21 protein-coding genes are annotated in these 18,420 nt (G+C 41.7%); 9 read left to right on the forward strand and 12 right to left on the reverse strand.

Translation table 11 applies throughout. The features are described from left to right. Nucleotides 1-9: 9 nt before the first annotated feature. From BACPLE_RS14160 to BACPLE_RS14175, 4 genes are all read right to left on the reverse strand, one after another. Nucleotides 10-939 (reverse strand): OadG family transporter subunit, encoded by a 930-nt coding sequence (locus BACPLE_RS14160; protein ID WP_040313306.1) that lies wholly within the window; start codon nucleotides 937-939, stop codon nucleotides 10-12. Between the two features lie 25 nt (nucleotides 940-964). Next, on the reverse strand, nucleotides 965-2,518 hold the full coding sequence (locus BACPLE_RS14165) for an acyl-CoA carboxylase subunit beta (RefSeq protein WP_007563148.1): 1,554 nt from the start codon (nucleotides 2,516-2,518) through the stop codon (nucleotides 965-967). 49 nt (nucleotides 2,519-2,567) lie between these two features. Further along, complete coding sequence (mce, locus tag BACPLE_RS14170; protein ID WP_007563149.1) at nucleotides 2,568-2,972, reverse strand: methylmalonyl-CoA epimerase; 405 nt, start codon at nucleotides 2,970-2,972, stop codon at nucleotides 2,568-2,570. A 165-nt stretch (nucleotides 2,973-3,137) separates the two neighbouring features. After that, nucleotides 3,138-4,106: a GNAT family N-acetyltransferase gene (locus tag BACPLE_RS14175; RefSeq protein WP_007563150.1), complete on the reverse strand. Its 969-nt coding sequence runs from the start codon at nucleotides 4,104-4,106 to the stop codon at nucleotides 3,138-3,140. 75 nt (nucleotides 4,107-4,181) lie between these two features. On the opposite strand from BACPLE_RS14175, the gene BACPLE_RS14180 reads away from it, so the two are divergent. The 5 genes from BACPLE_RS14180 to BACPLE_RS14200 are packed head-to-tail and all read left to right on the forward strand — an operon-like array spanning nucleotide 4,182 to nucleotide 6,990. Continuing rightward, nucleotides 4,182-4,718, forward strand: a complete 537-nt coding sequence (locus tag BACPLE_RS14180) for a nitroreductase family protein (RefSeq protein ID WP_007563152.1) — start codon at nucleotides 4,182-4,184, stop codon at nucleotides 4,716-4,718. Further along, nucleotides 4,718-5,053, forward strand: a complete 336-nt coding sequence (locus BACPLE_RS14185) for a hypothetical protein (RefSeq protein ID WP_007563154.1) — start codon at nucleotides 4,718-4,720, stop codon at nucleotides 5,051-5,053. Before BACPLE_RS14180 ends, BACPLE_RS14185 begins: the two co-directional genes overlap by 1 nt. Beyond that, complete coding sequence (locus BACPLE_RS14190; protein WP_007563156.1) at nucleotides 5,050-5,847, forward strand: Rossmann-like and DUF2520 domain-containing protein; 798 nt, start codon at nucleotides 5,050-5,052, stop codon at nucleotides 5,845-5,847. The genes BACPLE_RS14185 and BACPLE_RS14190 overlap by 4 nt, the downstream gene beginning before the upstream one ends. Nucleotides 5,848-5,865: 18 nt before the next feature. Further along, the gene (locus tag BACPLE_RS14195) at nucleotides 5,866-6,384 is read left to right on the forward strand and encodes a KdsC family phosphatase (protein WP_007563159.1); all 519 of its coding nucleotides are present in this window, start codon (nucleotides 5,866-5,868) and stop codon (nucleotides 6,382-6,384) included. A 9-nt stretch (nucleotides 6,385-6,393) separates the two neighbouring features. Further along, nucleotides 6,394-6,990 (forward strand): Maf-like protein, encoded by a 597-nt coding sequence (locus BACPLE_RS14200; protein WP_007563162.1) that lies wholly within the window; start codon nucleotides 6,394-6,396, stop codon nucleotides 6,988-6,990. On the opposite strand, the gene BACPLE_RS14205 is transcribed toward BACPLE_RS14200, so the two are convergent. Both BACPLE_RS14205 and mtaB read right to left on the reverse strand, forming a co-directional pair. Further along, a complete protein-coding gene (locus BACPLE_RS14205; RefSeq protein WP_007563164.1) occupies nucleotides 6,987-8,009 on the reverse strand; it encodes a glycosyltransferase family 2 protein in 1,023 nt (340 codons plus the stop codon). The genes BACPLE_RS14200 and BACPLE_RS14205 overlap by 4 nt on opposite strands. Continuing rightward, entirely contained in the window at nucleotides 8,006-9,322 is a 1,317-nt protein-coding gene (mtaB, locus tag BACPLE_RS14210) for a tRNA (N(6)-L-threonylcarbamoyladenosine(37)-C(2))-methylthiotransferase MtaB (protein ID WP_007563165.1), read from the reverse strand. The genes BACPLE_RS14205 and mtaB overlap by 4 nt, the downstream gene beginning before the upstream one ends. Nucleotides 9,323-9,625: 303 nt before the next feature. Here mtaB and BACPLE_RS14215 point away from each other — a divergent pair, with 303 nt between their 5' ends. Next, nucleotides 9,626-9,826 carry a PG1828 family lipoprotein gene (locus BACPLE_RS14215; RefSeq protein ID WP_007563168.1) on the forward strand — a complete coding sequence of 67 codons (201 nt, stop codon included), beginning with the start codon at nucleotides 9,626-9,628 and terminating at the stop codon, nucleotides 9,824-9,826. A gap of 347 nt (nucleotides 9,827-10,173) precedes the next feature. Here BACPLE_RS14215 and rplI read toward each other — a convergent pair whose 3' ends face one another. From rplI to rpsF, 3 genes are read right to left on the reverse strand one after another with little or no spacing between them, the layout of a single operon-like run. After that, nucleotides 10,174-10,623, reverse strand: coding sequence for a 50S ribosomal protein L9 (gene rplI / locus BACPLE_RS14220; protein WP_007563170.1), 450 nt, complete (start codon nucleotides 10,621-10,623; stop codon nucleotides 10,174-10,176). Nucleotides 10,624-10,641: 18 nt separating this feature from the next. Next, the gene (gene rpsR / locus BACPLE_RS14225) at nucleotides 10,642-10,911 is read right to left on the reverse strand and encodes a 30S ribosomal protein S18 (protein WP_005841178.1); all 270 of its coding nucleotides are present in this window, start codon (nucleotides 10,909-10,911) and stop codon (nucleotides 10,642-10,644) included. Between the two features lie 2 nt (nucleotides 10,912-10,913). Continuing rightward, a complete protein-coding gene (rpsF, locus tag BACPLE_RS14230; RefSeq protein WP_007563184.1) occupies nucleotides 10,914-11,261 on the reverse strand; it encodes a 30S ribosomal protein S6 in 348 nt (115 codons plus the stop codon). 205 nt (nucleotides 11,262-11,466) lie between these two features. On the opposite strand from rpsF, the gene BACPLE_RS14235 reads away from it, so the two are divergent. Next, nucleotides 11,467-11,913 (forward strand): MarR family winged helix-turn-helix transcriptional regulator, encoded by a 447-nt coding sequence (locus BACPLE_RS14235; protein ID WP_007563189.1) that lies wholly within the window; start codon nucleotides 11,467-11,469, stop codon nucleotides 11,911-11,913. A gap of 190 nt (nucleotides 11,914-12,103) precedes the next feature. Beyond that, a complete protein-coding gene (locus BACPLE_RS19500; RefSeq protein WP_007563191.1) occupies nucleotides 12,104-12,280 on the forward strand; it encodes a hypothetical protein in 177 nt (58 codons plus the stop codon). A 74-nt stretch (nucleotides 12,281-12,354) separates the two neighbouring features. Here the strand turns inward: BACPLE_RS19500 and rprY are convergent, their stop codons facing one another. From rprY to BACPLE_RS14250, 3 genes are all read right to left on the reverse strand, one after another. Further along, nucleotides 12,355-13,053: a response regulator transcription factor RprY gene (gene rprY, locus BACPLE_RS14240; protein ID WP_007563193.1), complete on the reverse strand. Its 699-nt coding sequence runs from the start codon at nucleotides 13,051-13,053 to the stop codon at nucleotides 12,355-12,357. Nucleotides 13,054-13,056: 3 nt separating this feature from the next. After that, nucleotides 13,057-14,607, reverse strand: coding sequence for a sensor histidine kinase (locus BACPLE_RS14245; protein WP_007563195.1), 1,551 nt, complete (start codon nucleotides 14,605-14,607; stop codon nucleotides 13,057-13,059). 265 nt (nucleotides 14,608-14,872) lie between these two features. Next, entirely contained in the window at nucleotides 14,873-17,032 is a 2,160-nt protein-coding gene (locus BACPLE_RS14250) for an elongation factor G (protein ID WP_007563197.1), read from the reverse strand. Between the two features lie 218 nt (nucleotides 17,033-17,250). Between BACPLE_RS14250 and hemW the strand changes: the two genes are divergently transcribed. After that, complete coding sequence (gene hemW / locus BACPLE_RS14255) at nucleotides 17,251-18,384, forward strand: radical SAM family heme chaperone HemW (RefSeq protein WP_007563199.1); 1,134 nt, start codon at nucleotides 17,251-17,253, stop codon at nucleotides 18,382-18,384. Nucleotides 18,385-18,420: the final 36 nt, after the last annotated feature.

Below are 18,420 nucleotides of genomic sequence, written 5' to 3' on the forward strand. Positions count from 1 at the left end.
CTTTAGAGGTTATTTCTTATGAGGAGTTTCACGCAATGTATAAATCTTAGAACTCCACGGTGAATAGCTTCGTTTTACCCGACTGATGGTCAGGATGGTTTCTTCCACATCGTGGTCGGCTCCCTGTGCTTCGTGCAAAGCCATAGAGATGGCAGCAATCACTTCACCCGGAGCTTCACCCAACTTACGTTCTTTTGCTTCCTGCTTGTCGGTGACATTCTGCGCTTTCATGGCGTTACGCTTACGCAACTTAACCGCCAGTTTGCCCACGAATTTAAAGCACAGGTAAAGCAAGATAAGTCCGGTAAATACCACACTCATGGCAGAAATAGCCATACCGATACCTACAGGGTCATGCTGTTCGAAATTCTCCATCTTCGGATTGCTCTCGATGGTCTGGTTATTGGTGCTCGGAGTGACATATTTGTCTTCACTTCCACCCTTCACTTCCCATGTAGCCGTACCATCACCTACGCGTGCATACGACTGGTCAGCCTGAAGCATACCTGCGGGAACTACCACCTCATCCAGCAATTTTTTACCGGAGTCGTACAAACCAATCCAGTTGTCTTGTGTCTTGCTAAATACAAAGTTGGTATGGAAGGTTCCTCTTCTTGGTGCCCCGTCGGCCCAGAAAAGAGCATGCTGACGCGGTTTGAGCAAGGTCAGCACATCTCCCTTAGGAATAAAATAAGACAAAGTATCGCCCGGCTGACTGCTCACTCTCAGATAGCATCCGGCCAGGTCGGCACTACTGTAAGCTCTGTTGAATATTTCTACCCAACCGCTGTGGATGCCATAATCATCCTGAAAGTTGCTTTCATTATCAATCAAGACTTCATTGATAAGCAACTTGGACGCAGTATTCTGCTCCTTACAGGACGAGAACCCGACCAGCAGAAACAGGGCCAGAAATATTCCGATTTTATGTGTTTTCATCATCATTGTCAAGTTTTAGTTACTATTACAAAGGAATATTACCGTGTTTCTTAGCCGGATTGCTCAGCTTCTTAGTCTGTAACTGCTGCAAAGCACGAATAATGCGGAAACGTGTGTTACGCGGTTCAATCACATCGTCAATGTAACCATACTTGGCTGCATTATACGGGTTAGCAAACAGCTTGGTATATTCGGCTTCTTTTTCGGCCATAAAGGCTTTCGGATCGGGTGCTTCTTTTGCTTCCTTTGCATACAGTACTTCTACGGCACCGGCTCCTCCCATCACGGCAATCTCAGCAGTAGGCCATGCATAGTTCATATCGCCACGCAACTGCTTACAGCTCATCACGATGTGAGAACCTCCATACGACTTACGAAGGGTTACTGTTACTTTAGGCACGGTAGCTTCACCGTATGCATACAGCAACTTCGCACCATGCAGAATAACCGCATTGTATTCCTGACCTGTTCCCGGCAAGAATCCCGGAACGTCTACGAGTGATACGATAGGAATGTTGAAGGCATCGCAGAAACGAACGAAACGGGCAGCCTTACGAGAAGCATTGCAATCGAGCACACCGGCCAAGAATTTCGGCTGGTTGGCTACGATACCCACTGACTGTCCGTTGAAACGTGCAAAACCGATAATGATATTCTTGGCAAAATCACGCTGGATTTCAAGGAATTCACCATTATCGACAATGGCACCGATTACTTCATACATATCGTAAGCCTTATTCGGGCTGTCGGGTACGATTTCATTCAAAGAATCTTCCAAGCGGTCTATCGGGTCGGTACAATCAACATAAGGCGGTTCTTCCAGGTTGTTCTGAGGGATATAGCTCAACAATTTACGAATCAATGCCAACCCTTCTTCTTCTGTAGAAGCCGTGAAATGAGTCACACCGGAACGAGTGGAATGTACACTGGCACCTCCCAGGTCTTCCTGTGATACATCTTCGCCTGTCACAGTCTTTACGACCTTCGGACCGGTAAGGAACATATAAGAAGTACCTTCCATCATCAAGGTGAAGTCTGTCAAAGCCGGAGAATACACTGCACCTCCTGCACATGGGCCGAAAATACCGGAAATTTGCGGAATAACTCCCGAAGCCAGAATATTACGCTGGAAAATCTCTGCATAGCCCGCCAAAGCGTTGATACCTTCCTGAATACGTGCACCACCAGAGTCATTCAATCCAATACAGGGAGCTCCCATTTTCATGGCCATATCCATCACCTTGCAGATTTTCAGTGACATGGTTTCAGACAAGGAGCCAGCAGATACCGTGAAATCCTGGGCAAAAACATAAACCAGACGGCCTTCGATTGTTCCGTATCCGGTTACGACGCCGTCTCCCAAATAATGCTTCTTGTCCATTCCGAAGTTTGTGCAACGATGCTGTACGAACATGTCCATTTCTTCAAAGCTGCCTTCGTCAAGGAGCATGGAAATACGTTCGCGGGCTGTGTACTTACCTTTATCGTGTTGTTTTTCGATAGCTTTCGCACCTCCGCCCAAACGGGCCTGTGCGCGAAGCTCTATTAATTCTTTTACTTTTTCAAGTTGGTTACTCATGGTATTAGTATTTATATTTGATAATTAAATAAGGGTCTTTTCCCGGTGGTTATTTTTCACAAAGTTCCGTCAATACGCCCATGGTAGATTTCGGGTGGAGGAATGCAATGTGAAGGCCTTCTGCTCCTTTACGCGGAGCCTTGTCAATCAAACGAATGCCTGCTCCTTCAGCCTGTGCCAGCGCATTGGCCACTCCGTCTTCTACTGCAAATGCCACATGATGTACGCCCATGCCGCGATTTTCAATAAACTTGGCAATCGTGCTGTCAGGACCGGTTGGTTCCAGCAATTCAATTTTTGTGTCACCACATTTCAAAAACGCAGTCTTTACCTTCTGGTCTTCTACGGTTTCTACGTTATAGCATTTCAATCCGAGGACGTTTTCATAATAAGGAAGGGCTTCTTCGATACTGTTGACCGCAATGCCCAAATGTTCAATGTGAGAGATTTTCATAATAGAATTGTTTTTTATGGGTATTAAATTAAAGTACGTGTTTAATATACACACAGACAAAGAAAAGAAAATTGTGCTGAAAAAAGAAACTTTTTGACGATTTTTTCAAAGAAATCCCGTTGTTTAAAAAGAGTTTAATCCATTGAGAGAAGTATGGAAAGGGGGCTATACATAGATTTTTGTCAGCAGACGATTCAGCCAGTTCCAACGCACATGAAACCAGCGGCGACTGCTCATCTGCTTTCCGCCGAAACGCAGAATAAAGTCACGGAAACCGTATTTCTTAAAAGGTAACCCGGCTTCAATAAATTCAAAATGAGCATATCCATGCTCACGGGCATACTGCATGGCTCCCCATACGGCAAGAACTCCCGGAAACTGCAGCGGATACGTTTTTCTCATCCCCCCGGAAAAAAGCAAATAGGCATCTTCTCCAGAAAACAGACAGACCGAACCTCCGATAATCTTGTTTTTATAACGAATGATAAAAATCCGTCCGCAATGGGATGAATGCGTCAGAAAAGTAGTGAAGAAACCAATGTCGGGCAGGTAACGATGAATCTTGGGCGAATAATAATGCTTGAGCATACTGAAAAAAGCCTGCACATCTGTTTCTGTACGTGCCACATCAATTACGGCTCCATTCTTCAGTCCCTGATGAATTTGCCGCTTGCGGGAAGTACTCATCCATTTGTCCAACGAATCATGGTGCAAAGAGTTGCGTACCCGAAGCCAGCGTATCGGGAAATATCCGTTTTGCCGGAAATAACGGTAACCAAACAAAGGTTCTTCCAGATTACGAAATTCTAAAAGAAAAGATTTCTCTGCGAACTGCTGCGTAAAGTAGGAAAGCAGTTCCTGAAAAATATGTTCTTTCGGATAAGAAGAAGGAAAGTATTCACCTGTGCCGTACGCATAACTCTTTTCGGCAAAACGTAGTAAATTGGTAGAACGGCGAGTGATGCATAGCAGCTTTCCCACAGGAGATTTCCCCTCGTAGGCTACCAGCAAAAGCGGACGAACTCCCCTTGTCTGTTCCAATACATGGAACAGTTCCGTAGAATGAAAGATGTTTGACCCCGGAAGGGCGGGTACATCCTTAGCATGATAATATGTAGCTAAACGGATGTTCATGTGATGCAAATTTACATTTTTTTATTGAGGATTTAACGGGGAAGCCTTATATTTGTCCAAACAAACTAAATTTTTATGGAAAACTTCAGTGATTTAATCAAAAACCGGCGAAGCATGCGAAAGTTTACGAATGAGGAACTGACACAAGATCAGGTGCTCACATTACTGAAGGCGGCCCTGATGGCTCCGTCTTCCAAACGCTCCAATTGCTGGCAGTTCATCGTCGTAGACGACAAGAACACACTGGAAAAATTATCTTTCTGTAAGGAATCGGGAGCGGCATTCGTAAAAGATGCTGCACTGGCGATTGTAGTGACTGCCGACCCGCTCGCCAGCGATGTGTGGATTGAAGATGCTTCCATTGCGTCAATCATGATTCAGCTTCAGGCAGAAGATTTGGGACTGGGAAGTTGCTGGGTACAGGTAAGAGAAAGGTTTACCGCCAACGGAACACCGGCCAACGAATATATCCATGAACTGTTGGACCTTCCTTTACAGTTGCAAGTGCTGTCCGTCATTGCTGTGGGACACAAGGGGATGGAACGCAAACCTTTTGATGAGTCACACCTGCAATGGGAAAAAGTACATATCAATAAATTTGGAGGGAAATAATGGCAGCAGCATCGGGCAAACACAAAGATACCTATCGGGCTACAGCCGTTTTTCTTGTACTGACAGGACTACTCTACCTGATAGACAAATGGGTCGGATTCGGTCACCTCGGACTGCCGTGGGTGATGCAAAAAGATACGATGTTGCTGTATGCAGCCATTATTTTTCTGTGGTTCAAAAGTGACAAATCGGTAGGACTCATCTTATTAGGTATCTGGCTGATTCAGAATATCGGACTGGTTATCTCTCTGCTGGGACAGATGTCGACTTTCCTCCTGCCCGCCACCTTGCTGGTCATCGGAGTTTTACTTTACTTCTTATCTTCACGCGGATGATGAATAAAAAAGATTTTTCCATTGTATGCATAGGAGCAGGCAATGTAGCCACTCATCTGGCTCAAGCTCTGCAACAAAAGGGATTCCACTTGTCGCAAATTTACAGCCGGACACAGGAATCGGCACAAGCTTTGGCACAGACATTAGGATGTGCGTGGACCACCTGCCTGAAACAGGTAGACGAACACGCTGATTTGTACATCGTATCGGTAAAAGATGCCGTTTTGGAAACAGTCATTTCACAACTTGCCCACTGTAATCCAGATGCTCTGTACCTGCACACTGCCGGAAGTATGCCGATGGAAGTATGGAAGGGAAAGTTCAAAAATTACGGAGTAGCATACCCCATGCAAACTTTCAGCAAACAGCGGGAAGTTAATTTTGAAGAAGTGCCGTTCTTCCTCGAAGCCAATTCGCCGGAGAACTTGTCCCTGCTTCAGGAAATAGCCGGAAGCCTTAGTCCAAAAGTGTACGAAGCCAGTTCGGAACAGCGGAAATACCTGCACATAGCAGCTGTCTTTGCCTGCAACTTTAGCAATCACATGTATGCCATTTGCCAGCATTTGCTTCAGGCACAACACCTTCCTTTTGAGTCTATGCTACCACTGATAGATGAAACCGCCCGAAAAGTACATGAATTATCCCCGGTGGAAGCACAAACCGGTCCGGCAAGGCGTTACGATGAAAATGTAATTAACCGCCACCTGAATATGCTGGAAGAAGAACCTAAGCTGGCAGAAATCTATCGGTTACTGAGCGAACACATCCATTTATATGAAACAACCAATCATTGACCATTTAATTTTTCAGATATGATAAATTACGATTTGACTCAAATAAAAGCGCTGTTTTTCGATGTAGACGGAGTACTGAGCGCCGAAACAATCTTTTTGCATCCCGACGGAGAGCCCATGCGTTCTGTCAATATCAAAGACGGATATGCGTTGCAGCTGGCTGTGAAATGCGGACTGCATGTGGCCATTATCACAGGGGGAAAGACGGAAGCCGTACGGAAACGCTACGAAGGATTGGGTATAAAGGATGTGTACTTAGGTGCTGCTGTAAAAACCCGTGAATACAAGGAACTGTTAGAAAAATATAACCTGAAACCGGAAGAAGTGCTTTACATGGGAGACGATATACCCGATTATGAAGTAATGCAGCTGGTGGGACTCCCCTGTTGTCCGGCAGACGCAGCACCTGAAATCAAAGCCATCAGCAAATACATTTCTCACCGACAGGGAGGATATGGCTGCGGACGCGACGTCATTGAACAGGTTTTAAAAGCACAGGGAAAATGGATGGCCGGACAGGCTGCCTTTGGCTGGTAACCAATAAATATGCAAGAGATGAAACCGTTAGAAAACATACAGCATTATAAAATCGTACTTGCCTCCAATTCTCCTAGACGACGAGAATTGCTGAGCGGACTGAATTTAGAATATACGGTCAGGGTACTTCCGGATATAGATGAAAGCTATCCTGATACGTTGAAAGGAGAAGAAATTCCAATGTACATCTCACGTGAAAAAGCGGAAGCTTATCGTAACTCCATGGCGGAAGACGAGTTAATCATTACAGCCGACACGGTGGTGTGCATCAACGAAAAGGTATTGGGAAAACCCCGGACACTGGAAGAAGCCAAAGAAATGTTACGGGAACTTTCCGGCAAGACACACCAGGTAATTACCGGAGTATGTCTGATGACCCGTAGCCTGCAACGTACGTTCTCGGCTACTACTCAAGTGACATTCGACGTACTGACAGAGGATGAAATTGAATTTTATGTAGAAAAATTCCGCCCACTGGACAAAGCTGGGGCATACGGAGTACAAGAATGGATTGGCTTTGTAGGAGTTTCCCGACTGGAAGGCTCCTATTTCAATGTCATGGGGCTTCCAGTACAACGCTTGTATCAGGAACTCAAGAAACTTTAATGTGAAAGGGCTGAAAAGGTTTTTCGGCCCTTTACTTTTACCTGCCACACCAGACTGAAAGAATAGCGTTCGGGAATGGTCTTCAATACTGTATGGGCCAGGTTTTGTTGACGGTCGGCAGTAAACTGGCTGCGAATCCGGAAGAACTCCCGACGGGCATTCCACACGGCTTTGGCATTGGCAAAATCTCCTTTCAAAACCCAAACTGCAGCGGCACAATAATCCAGGAAAGTACGGACACGCATCACAGGCTTTAATTCTTCTTCCGGCAGGTTCTTATACAGCATCAGCAAATTGTTCCGGAAATTCAGGAAAGTTTTACGGGGATTTTCCTTTTTCAAGGTAGCCCCTCCCACATGATATACCGCACTTGAAGGAATACAGACAAGCTGATAGCCTCGATTGCGTAAACGCCAGCACAAGTCTATTTCTTCCATGTGTGCAAAGAAACGTCCGTCCAGTCCACCCACATTCCGATATACGTCCAGACGAATCATCAAAGCTGCCCCCGTAGCCCAGAACACAGGAATCACCTCGTCATACTGCCCTTTATCTTCCTCTACACTCTCAAAAACGCGTCCACGACAGAAGGGGTAACCATAACGGTCAATAAAGCCTCCACTTGCTCCGGCATATTCAAACAGGTTCCGGTGACGATACGCACGGATTTTCGGCTGACAGGCCACAGTCTCCGGATGAGTATCCAAATAATCAACCATCGGCTGAAGCCATCCTTCCGTCACTTCTACATCACTGTTGAGCAGGACAACGTATTCCGCATCTATTTTCTGCAAAGCATAGTTGTAGCCATCGGCAAAACCATAATTCTTATCCAGGCGTATCAGGCGGACAGAAGGAAATTCTTTTTCTACCACCTCACACGAAGCATCCGTGGAAGCATTGTCGGCTACATAAATTTCCGTTCCCTCCAAACGCGAACAAGCAATCACTGAGGGCAAGAACTGGCGAAGCATGGCTTCCCCATTCCAGTTTAAGATGACTACAGCTGTCTTTATCATAAAATAGTTCCTTTAAGCGACGTTCCGTCTTCATTAAAATCACCCAAACGCACTTTTACCAGATGGTTATCCAGTTTTTCATCGTGCACCAGTTCCACCCGAATGTAGTTTTTCGTAAAACCGTGCATAGGTGTACCAGCTTTAGATTTCTCCATCAGCACTTCTGCTTCTGCACCAATATGACGGGCATAGAAAGCTTTCGTCTTTTCATCTGAAAGCTCCAGTAAGCGCTGGCTTCTGGCATGCTTCTCCTGAGCAGGAACTACATAATCAATTTTCAAAGCCTGAGTTCCCGGACGTTCTGAGTAACTGAACACATGCAGCTGAGTTACATCCAATCCCTTAATAAACTCATAAGCTTTTTCAAAATATTCAGGAGTCTCTCCGCGAGTACCCACGATGACATCTACTCCAATAAAAGCATCAGGCATCAAAGACTTTATCTTTGCAATCTTAGCAGCAAACAAAGCCGTATCATAACGACGGCGCATCAACTTCAGCACCTCATCGCACCCGGATTGCAAAGGAATATGGAAATGAGGCATGAAACGACGGGATTGAGCTACATATTCAATGATTTCATCCGTCAGAAGATTGGGTTCGATAGAAGAAATACGATAACGCTCAATGCCTTCCACTTCATCTAAGGCCTTTACTAAATCAAAGAAAGTTTCACCTGTTGACTTTCCAAAATCACCGATATTCACTCCGGTCAGCACAATTTCTTTTCCTCCTTCAGCTGCTGCCTGCCGAGCTTGTGTCACCAAATCTTCTATCTTTCCATTACGGCTTCTTCCTCGTGCAAATGGAATGGTACAATAAGAGCAGAAATAATCACATCCATCCTGTACTTTCAGGAAATAACGGGTACGATCCCCACGAGAACAGGAAGGAGAAAAAGTACGAATATCTTTGGTAGCAGTAACTACAGCCTCTCCATGCGTATGTTTCTGCAAGTTGCCTAAATAATTCATCAACTCACCCTTCTGTTCTGCTCCTAATACCAAATCCACTCCTTCTATATCAGCCACCTGCCCAGGTTTCAGCTGAGCATAGCAGCCGGTTACCACAATAAATGCATCAGGATGCTGACGAGAAAGACGATGAATGGCTTGCCGACATTTTTTATCTGCCATTTCTGTCACCGAACAGGTATTAATCACACAAATATCTGCTTTTTCACCTTTTCTGGCTGTTCGAACTCCTGCTTCCTTTAACGTTTTTCCAATAGAAGAAGTTTCTGCAAAATTAAGCTTACAGCCCAACGTATAATAAACAGCTACTTTATCCTGAAAAATAGTTGTATCAATCATATCTCTTTACAATTTTAGAAGTTTGCAAAGGTACACATTATTCACGATTTCTGAAACGTGTTTCTAAATTTGCAACCTCTATTCACTGCTTCTATACATATTTCTTCATCTTTTAAGAAATTTCTCAGAATACGAAGAAAAAATTTATGTTTTGCAACATATTATAATTCAAGCAAATAGGTTATAAAACATATTTTTTTGAAAAAAAGTGACTAAAAAGAGAACAACGTATTGAAAAAGTCTATATCTTTGCAGCGTTTTAAGAAAACAACATAAGTATTACAGATTTAAAAAGCAAAGAAAATGAAAAAATTAGTATTCTTGTTCGTAGCATTTGCTGCAGTTTCTTTCGCTTCTTGCGGAAACAAAGCAGCTAACAGTGAAGTTGCATCTGATTCAGATTCAGTAGCAGTAGTTGAAGAAGCAGCTCCGGTTGTTGATTCAGCAGCAGTAGTTTGCGATTCAGCTGCAGTTAGCGCTGACTCAGCAGTAGTAGCTGAATAATCTCGAACATCAGAGAGAATTGAAAGTCTGTAAGCTCAGCCTACAGACTTTTTTTATACCCTTTTGCTAACTACTAATACCCTATCTTATATTTTTATCACACACTTATCCCTCACTCATACAAACATATTTTATCCCCAGATTTATCTTATTCAAGCAACAGCCCCATTCTTCACCCCGCTTTTCTCACATCATACTTAATTCACTCCTAACCTTTTACAAACTAAGAGAAAAGAAAGCTCAAAGTCACAGCCACTATAATTAACTCTTATCCAATTCCATAATAAAAAACCCCGAACAGATCATTGTCCATTCGGGGGATTTATTAAAGTATTTACAGATACAAATTAAGCTTCTTCTGCAACTACTTCGAAAGGAATTTCTACAGAAACTTCCTTGTGAAGTTTAACCACAGCTTTGTAGTGTCCAACTTCTTTTACGTTATCTTTAACAACGATGATCTTACGATCGATGTTGTGACCCAACTTAGCCAATTCATCAGCAATCTGAATATTACCTACTGAACCATAGATAACACCTGTTGCACTTACCTTTGTAGCGATAGTCAAAGAAACACCCTTCAATGTTTCTGCAACAGCTTCAGCATCTTTCTTAATCTTCTCCAATTTGTGAGCACGCTGTTTCAATTCTTCAGCCAACATTTTCTTTGCAGCCGGAGAAGCAATCACAGCTTTACCTGTCGGAATAAGATAGTTACGACCATAACCAGACTTAACGGTTACAATATCATTCTTGTAGCCCAAGTTAACTACGTCTTCTTTCAAAATCAGTTCCATATTCTTATTCCTCCTTTATTATTTCATCATATCAGTTACGAAAGGCAGCAAAGCCAAGTGACGAGCTCTCTTAACAGCCTGCGCAATACGACGCTGGAACTTCAATGAAGTACCTGTAATACGGCGCGGAAGGATTTTACCCTGTTCGTTCAAGAATTTCTTCAAGAATTCAGGATCTTTGTAGTCGATGTACTTAATACCGCTCTTTTTGAAACGACAGTATTTTTTCTTCTTAACGTCTACTGAAGGCGGAGTTAAATATCTGATTTCTGATTGTTGCTGTGCCATGATTAGTTTTCCTCCTTTTTAGTTGATTTTACATTTCTTCTCTTAGCAGCGTATTCTGCAGCGTACTTATCCATCTTGAAAGTCAAGAAACGGATTACACGTTCGTCACGACGGTAGTTAACTTCCAGCTTCTCGATTACAGACGGTTCTGCTTTGAATTCAATCAGTTGATAGAATCCTGTAGATTTTTTCTGAATTGGGTAAGCCAATTTTTTCAATCCCCAGTTTTCTTCATTGATGATCTCCGCACCTTCCTGAGTAAGGATAGCTTTGAACTTCTCTACCGCTTCCTTCATCTGAACATCAGACAAAACGGGAGTTAAAATGAAAACGGTTTCGTATTGATTCATACTATTCGTTAATTAAATTAATTAATAATGATTTTTTATTTGCGCGGCAAAGGTACGACTTTTCAATTAAGAAACCAAGACTTCTCATATATTTATGCAATAAAGATTCTTAAAAAAGAGAGATTTATCTTCCAAACTCTCCTCTCCCTACTTTATATATAGGTGAAATGTCGTATATTTGCAAAGTTGTTTAAACAATAATTACATGATAGAACAATTCAATTTTGACATTCAGCTGATATTTGCCATTTTAAACGGAAAAGTATCAGCCGCCATTAACAGAAAACTGAGCCGGAACTTCCGATTAAATGACATGGAAATTACACCGGAGCAATGGACCGTGCTACTCTACCTTTGGGAAAAGGACGGAGTTACCCAGCAAGAGTTATGCAATGCAACCTTTAAAGACAAACCCAGTATGACCCGTCTGATCGACAATATGGAAAAACTGCACCTAGTTATACGTGTATCAGACAAAAAAGACCGTCGGACCAATAAAATTCATCTGACAGAAACTGGTAAAAAATTAGAGGAAAAAGCACGCTTTATAGCCAACAAGACATTAAAAGAAGCTTTGCACGGACTAACATTAGAAGAATTGAGAATTAGTCAAGAAGTACTTCGAAAAATCTTCAATAACACAAAAGACTAAAAAACGGAAGTTTTTTACCTATCTGGCATTTAATAGAAACATAAAAATCATTTCATTTGTCAAGCTTTTATAAAACGACCTACATATATGCTCAAATTTCCGTTTTTTTTCACGAAATAATTTTTCGGATAAAAGAATTATGCTTTAATTTGTAACCATGAATAAATAAACCATAAAAAAGAAGACACACATGAAAAGCTTATTACAGAATTTAGGAGTGATATTGGTTATCATCGGTGCTGTGATTCTCATTGCAAGCTATGCAACAGGTAATGTGAACAATAACGCAGTATTGGGAGTTTCTTTGTTACTCGTTGTTGCCGGATTGATTTCATATATCATCCTGAACAAAAGAATTACAGATTGATTTTTCAATCAACAGCAATAAAAAAGCCTGAATGTTTAATTCAGGCTTTTTTATTGCTCACTTCCGAAAAGTCTTTATTCACCTTCCGGAGTAATCAATTTATATCCCTTTCCGTGAATATTGATAATTTCAATTGAATCATCTTCTTTCAGGTGCTTACGCAATTTTGTGATATACACATCCATGCTTCTTGCATTGAAGTAATTGTCATCAATCCAGATAGTTTTCAATGCAAAATCTCTCTGAAGAATTTCATTTGCATGTGCACAAAGTAAGCCTAACAATTCAGATTCTTTTGTAGTCAACTTAGTCTGTTTGTCACCAATTGACAAAATCTGTTTCTGAGTATCAAAGGTAAAACGACCAATCTTGTACACTGTACTTTCACGGTTACGTTTTCCACGTACACGACGCAAGATAGCTTCAATACGGAATGTCAGCTCTTCCATACTGAAAGGCTTCGTAATATAATCGTCCGCACCAATCTTAAATCCTTCCAGAATATCTTCTTTCAGCGTTTTAGCAGTCAAGAAAATAATAGGAACTTCTGCATTTGCCTGACGAATCTCTTGCGCCAAAGTAAAACCATCCTTTCTAGGCATCATCACGTCAGTTACTACCAAATCATATTTACTCTTCAGAAAAGCCTTGAATCCAACTTCTCCATCTGGGAAAAGATCAGCATTATAACCTTTTGCCTGCAAATATTCTCTCAAAAGCATGCCAAGATTCTCATCATCTTCGCACAGCAAAATACGCAATTTGTCGTCCATATCTTATTCTTCTTTAAATAATGGTATAGTAATTATAAATTTTGTTCCTACATTCAATTCGCTTTCAGCCCGGATAGAGCCCTTATGATCTGCGATTATTTTTTTCACATAAGCCAAGCCAAGTCCAAAACCTTTCACATCATGCAAGTTTCCGGTATGAACCCGATAGAACTTGTCGAATATCTTTTTCAAATTTTCTTTTTTAATCCCGATACCGTTATCCTCAATAGAAATACATAGTTTCCCACTTTCATTCCACGTACGGATTTTCAATGCAATGTCACGATCCGGACTCTTATACTTCACCGCATTATCCAATAAATTGAATACCACATTGGTGAAATGCATCTCGTCCACAAAAATCACCGGATCCTGCGCATTTAATTCCGCCTCTAACGTACCATTGTTTTTCTCTACTTTCAAACGGAAAGTATTCACAACCCCATTGATCAATTCATGCGCATCAATCTCCTTTTTCTTAAGTGTTACACTCTGCCTTTCAAACATAGACATCTGCAACACCTTTTCTACCTGAAAACGCAAACGCTTTGTTTCATCATTAATAACTCCTGATATATGCTTAAACATTACAGGCGACTTACCTACAGCCGGATCATTCAGCATTTGAGCAGCCAATGATATGGTAGAAATCGGAGTTTTAAACTCATGCGTCATATTATTGATGAAATCATTCTTAATTTCAGTCAACCGTTTTTGACGGAAAATAATATAGATCGTAAAAATGAACGTAATCAACAACACGACTGTAAAGATGATAGACGGAATCATAAACTTCACAGAACTGAATATGTAATTATCCAGTGTGGGGAAGAAAATATTCACAAAGCCCATCTTCGCAGGAGGATCTTTTTCAAAGAGCAAACGAGAGTAGATTTTTTCATCGTCATGCACATAATCCGAACAACGGTACACTTCTTTCCCATCCCGATCTGTCACCGAAAAGTGATAGGGAATATCGATACCATTATTAAATAGTTCTGTTTTCAGAAAATGATCAAGCTGTTTAAAGTTGACTCTTTCTTTCAAAGGCTTGTCACTTGCCGTATAAAGAATATTGTACACTACCTCATCCAGCAATGCACGTTGATATACATAACGTTCTTTAAGGACCTCCTGCAATGCACGTGATGTCTGCGGAATAGTTCTTCCTGTAGAGATGACCACCTTCGGCACATTTGATGGCCGATTCATAATAGTCTTCAACTCAAAAGTAGAGTAAGTAGAACCATCAGGTGCCGTAATCGTATACTGATGATGTTCTACCACATTTTCACCGGCTTCATTCTTTTCCTGGTATTGCCTGGACAACAACGCAGCACGTTCTTGTGCCGCTACATCCTTCTCCAAATATTTTTTTGTTTCAACCAGTTCCAAGTTATGCACAGCCTTTCCCAAACTGCGGTTTACATTCTCTTCAAACTGACTACGCCGCATTTTGACCATCTCCTCAATATAGCTTACCTGCAAATAGAGCAAGCTCAAGAAAGACAGTCCCATTACAACTCCTAATATCCAAATAGTCGATTTTTTCATATGGACAAATTTAACAACCTGACAAATACGACGCTAATAGATTAACAAGCTTTAAATAAGATTTTGTCGTATATTAACCATAAATCAAATTTTACCTGATAAATTCTTCACTATCTATTATTTTAAGCACCTATACATTACAAAAATAATAGAATTTTAGATTAATAACAAATAAACAGAGGGTTTTGTTTAAGCTAAGTTAAACAAAAAAAGCCGTGCTTTTTAAGAAACACGGCTTTTTTATCTATAAAAATCACAACTAATATTATGCTTCGTCCTTTTCTTGCTCTTCAAATTCCTTCATCAGCTTGGTCTGTACATCCGTCGGAACCAGTTCATAGCTGGCAAATTTCATAATGAATGAAGCACGACCTCCAGTCAATGAACTCAAAGCTGTAGAGTAATTCGACATTTCTTTCAATGGAACTTTAGCGCTCAACTTTTCATATCCTTTTTCACTGGTCATACCCATAATCATACCGCGACGACCTTGCATGTCACTCATCACGTCACCCAACTTGTCACTCGGAACGAATACTTCCACATCATAAATCGGTTCCAAAATCTTCGGACCTGCATTCTTAAATGCTTCACTAAACGCATGGCGACCAGCCAGCATGAAGGAAATTTCATTCGAATCTACCGGGTGCATCTTACCGTCGTACACAATAACACGTACATCACGTGCATACGAACCAGTCAGCGGTCCTTGTTCCATACGACTCATGATTCCTTTCAAAATAGCCGGCATGAAACGGGCATCAATTGCTCCACCAACTACACTGTTGACAAATACAAGCTTACCACCCCATTCCAAGTCAATTACTTCCGTACCCTTCACGTTCATCTTATACTCCTGACCGTTGAACTTATACACTTCCGGAGCAGGCATACCTTCATAATAAGGCTCTACAATCAAGTGAACTTCACCAAACTGTCCGGCACCACCCGACTGTTTCTTATGACGATAGTCTGCACGAGCCGATTTAGTAATTGTTTCACGATATGGAATCTTAGGTTCATAGAACTGAATCTGCAACTTTTCGTTGTTTTCCAAACGCCATTTCAATGTACGCAGATGGAATTCCCCCTGACCGTGTACCAGAATCTGACGCAATTCCTTAGACTGTTCTACAATCCAAGTCGGGTCTTCTTCACGCATACGGTTCAATACAGCCATCATCTTTTCTGTGTCGGCTTCATTTACCGGCTTGATAGCTCTCGTATACTTCGGATTCGGATATTTAATGAAATTGAATCGGTTCTCACAATCCTTGCCATTCAAGGTATTGCCCGTCTTCACATCTTTCAATTTTACTGTACAGCCAATATCTCCCGCACGCAGTTCGTCTACTTTTTCACGATTGGCACCTGCACATACATAAAGCTGCGCCATACGTTCTTTCGAGCCTCTGTCTGCATTGCTCAAATCATCGCCTTCATGCACTACACCACTCATAACTTTAAAATACTGTACATCCCCAATATGAGGTTCCACTGCTGTCTTAAAGAAGTAAAGTGAAGTAGGCCCATTCGGATCGGGAGGAACAGGAACACCACGTGTATTATGAACTACCGGCATTTCATCCACGAACGGTACTACATTGCCCAAGAATTCCATCAAGCGGCGCACGCCCATATCTTTACCTGCACATACACAAAATACCGGAAACATACCTCTGGCAGCCAACCCCTTACGAATACCTTCACGCATTTCATCCTCTGTCAACGATTCTGATTCAAAGAATTTTTCCATCAGGCTTTCGTCGTGTTCAGCCGCAGCTTCCACCAGCGTCTTATGCCATTCCTGCGCTTTTTCCATTTCTTCTGCCGGAATGTCTTCAATGGTTGGAGCACCGCCGTCCGGTCCCCAAGAATATTTCTTCATTAAAAGTACATCAATCAACGAATTGAAGTCGGGTCCTGTACTAAGCGGATACTGAACCGGAACAACTTTAGAACCATAATTCTCTTTCAACTGTTCAAGCACATGGTCAAAATCGCATTTTTCACTATCCAACTGGTTTACCAGGAAAATCACCGGCTTACCCAGTTTTTCAGTATAACGGAAGTGATTCTGTGTACCCACTTCCGGACCATATTGCCCGTTCAACAACAAAATGGCTGTATCAGTCACATTCAATGCGGTAATGGCAGCTCCTACGAAGTCATCACTTCCCGGACAGTCGATAATATTCAACTTCTTTCCGTTCCATTCTACATGATATACAGTAGAAAATACCGAATATCCGTATTCCTGCTCTACCGGAAAATAATCACTCACCGTATTCTTGGCAGTAATTCTTCCGCGACGTTTTATAATACCACTCTCATAGAGCAAAGCTTCTGTGAGAGTGGTTTTACCTGAGCCATCATTACCTAGAAGGGCAATGTTCTTGATTTCGTTTGTCTGATATACTTTCATGGTATTTCAAGATTTAGTTTAGTAACGAAAGGATATGCTTTTCATATCTCTTATTTTTTAACGAAGCGCAAATTAGAGATTATAATTCAGAAAAACAATAAAAAGTTTCGTGTTACTAAACTATGTTTTCAGACATACAAAATCTGCATTTCTTCTTTCCTCCCATAAATAATCTGTATCTTTACACCCGTAAAACAAATTCTTACAGTAGATTAATTATGGCTGGAATCTATCTTCATATCCCTTTTTGCAAACGACGTTGCATTTACTGCGATTTCTTTTCTACAACAGAAAATGATAAAAAAAGCACATACGTACAGGCTCTGTCCAAAGAACTTGAGCTGCGGAAAGCCTATCTGGATGGAGAAATTATTGACACCATCTACTTTGGTGGAGGTACGCCTTCACAATTAGAAGGAAAAGATTTCATTCAGCTTTTTGAAACCATCTATAAGATATATACTGTAAATCCGGAAGCCGAAATTACAATTGAAGCAAATCCCGACGATCTGACACCTGAATACATAGCCATGTTGCGTACCCTCCCGTTTAACCGATTAAGCATGGGCATACAAACCTTCAAGGAAGACACTCTTCGTCTGCTTCACCGCCGGCACACGGCTGCTCAGGCTCAACAAGCATACCAACATTGCCGAGAAGCTGGTTTTCAGAATATCAGTATCGACTTGATGTACGGACTACCTGGAGAAACATTAGAAGACTGGCAAAAAGACCTTCAAACAGCCCTTCAGATGCATCCGGAGCATATTTCAGCCTATCATCTGATTTATGAAGAAGGTACTCCTTTATGGAACTTGAAAGAAGCACATCAAGTGGAAGAAACAGACGAAGATTTAAGTGTCTCCTTATTCAAAGAGTTGATACATACCCTCAAGAGCAACGGATATGAACATTATGAAATATCCAATTTCTGCCGCCCGGGATTTCATTCACGCCACAACTCCAGCTACTGGACAGGCAAAAAATACCTGGGTTGTGGCCCTTCTGCCCATTCATATGACGGGACTTCCAGACAATGGAACGTAGCTTCCCTTTCTCAGTATATACAAGGTATTCAAGAAGGAACACTTAATCAGGAAAAGGAAGAACTTGATTTGTATACGCGCTATAATGATTTTATCATTACCCGTCTGCGCACTGCTTACGGAATACCCACCCATATACTGAAAGAAACATTTGGAGAAACCTTATTCAATTACTGCATGCGCATGGCTTCCCCCCATCTGAAACAAGGATTCCTGACACTCGACAATCACGTCATGAAGCTCACAGAAAAAGGGATATTTATTTCTGATGGAATCATGAGCGACCTGTTATGGGTAGACGATTAGATTATTTAACACTTTCCAGGTAGGGGGATATTTACA

The organism is Phocaeicola plebeius DSM 17135 (assembly GCF_000187895.1).
GTDB lineage: Bacteria > Bacteroidota > Bacteroidia > Bacteroidales > Bacteroidaceae > Phocaeicola > Phocaeicola plebeius.

Excerpts from the sequence above, each read along its gene's own strand:
- BACPLE_RS14215 (WP_007563168.1), top strand. The coding sequence starts at position 9,626 with ATGAAAAAATTAGTATTCTTGTTCGTAGCATTTGCTGCAGTTTCTTTC.
- mtaB (WP_007563165.1), bottom strand. The coding sequence starts at position 9,322 with ATGATTGATACAACTATTTTTCAGGATAAAGTAGCTGTTTATTATACG.
- rplI (WP_007563170.1), bottom strand. The coding sequence starts at position 10,623 with ATGGAACTGATTTTGAAAGAAGACGTAGTTAACTTGGGCTACAAGAAT.
- BACPLE_RS14160 (WP_040313306.1), bottom strand. The coding sequence starts at position 939 with ATGAAAACACATAAAATCGGAATATTTCTGGCCCTGTTTCTGCTGGTC.
- mce (WP_007563149.1), bottom strand. The coding sequence starts at position 2,972 with ATGAAAATCTCTCACATTGAACATTTGGGCATTGCGGTCAACAGTATC.
- BACPLE_RS14190 (WP_007563156.1), top strand. The coding sequence starts at position 5,050 with ATGATGAATAAAAAAGATTTTTCCATTGTATGCATAGGAGCAGGCAAT.
- BACPLE_RS14205 (WP_007563164.1), bottom strand. The coding sequence starts at position 8,009 with ATGATAAAGACAGCTGTAGTCATCTTAAACTGGAATGGGGAAGCCATG.
- rpsF (WP_007563184.1), bottom strand. The coding sequence starts at position 11,261 with ATGAATCAATACGAAACCGTTTTCATTTTAACTCCCGTTTTGTCTGAT.
- rprY (WP_007563193.1), bottom strand. The coding sequence starts at position 13,053 with ATGGACGACAAATTGCGTATTTTGCTGTGCGAAGATGATGAGAATCTT.
- BACPLE_RS14165 (WP_007563148.1), bottom strand. The coding sequence starts at position 2,518 with ATGAGTAACCAACTTGAAAAAGTAAAAGAATTAATAGAGCTTCGCGCA.
- BACPLE_RS14235 (WP_007563189.1), top strand. The coding sequence starts at position 11,467 with ATGATAGAACAATTCAATTTTGACATTCAGCTGATATTTGCCATTTTA.
- BACPLE_RS14180 (WP_007563152.1), top strand. The coding sequence starts at position 4,182 with ATGGAAAACTTCAGTGATTTAATCAAAAACCGGCGAAGCATGCGAAAG.
- BACPLE_RS14245 (WP_007563195.1), bottom strand. The coding sequence starts at position 14,607 with ATGAAAAAATCGACTATTTGGATATTAGGAGTTGTAATGGGACTGTCT.
- BACPLE_RS14195 (WP_007563159.1), top strand. The coding sequence starts at position 5,866 with ATGATAAATTACGATTTGACTCAAATAAAAGCGCTGTTTTTCGATGTA.
- BACPLE_RS14250 (WP_007563197.1), bottom strand. The coding sequence starts at position 17,032 with ATGAAAGTATATCAGACAAACGAAATCAAGAACATTGCCCTTCTAGGT.
- BACPLE_RS14200 (WP_007563162.1), top strand. The coding sequence starts at position 6,394 with ATGCAAGAGATGAAACCGTTAGAAAACATACAGCATTATAAAATCGTA.
- rpsR (WP_005841178.1), bottom strand. The coding sequence starts at position 10,911 with ATGGCACAGCAACAATCAGAAATCAGATATTTAACTCCGCCTTCAGTA.
- BACPLE_RS14185 (WP_007563154.1), top strand. The coding sequence starts at position 4,718 with ATGGCAGCAGCATCGGGCAAACACAAAGATACCTATCGGGCTACAGCC.
- BACPLE_RS19500 (WP_007563191.1), top strand. The coding sequence starts at position 12,104 with ATGAAAAGCTTATTACAGAATTTAGGAGTGATATTGGTTATCATCGGT.
- hemW (WP_007563199.1), top strand. The coding sequence starts at position 17,251 with ATGGCTGGAATCTATCTTCATATCCCTTTTTGCAAACGACGTTGCATT.
- BACPLE_RS14175 (WP_007563150.1), bottom strand. The coding sequence starts at position 4,106 with ATGAACATCCGTTTAGCTACATATTATCATGCTAAGGATGTACCCGCC.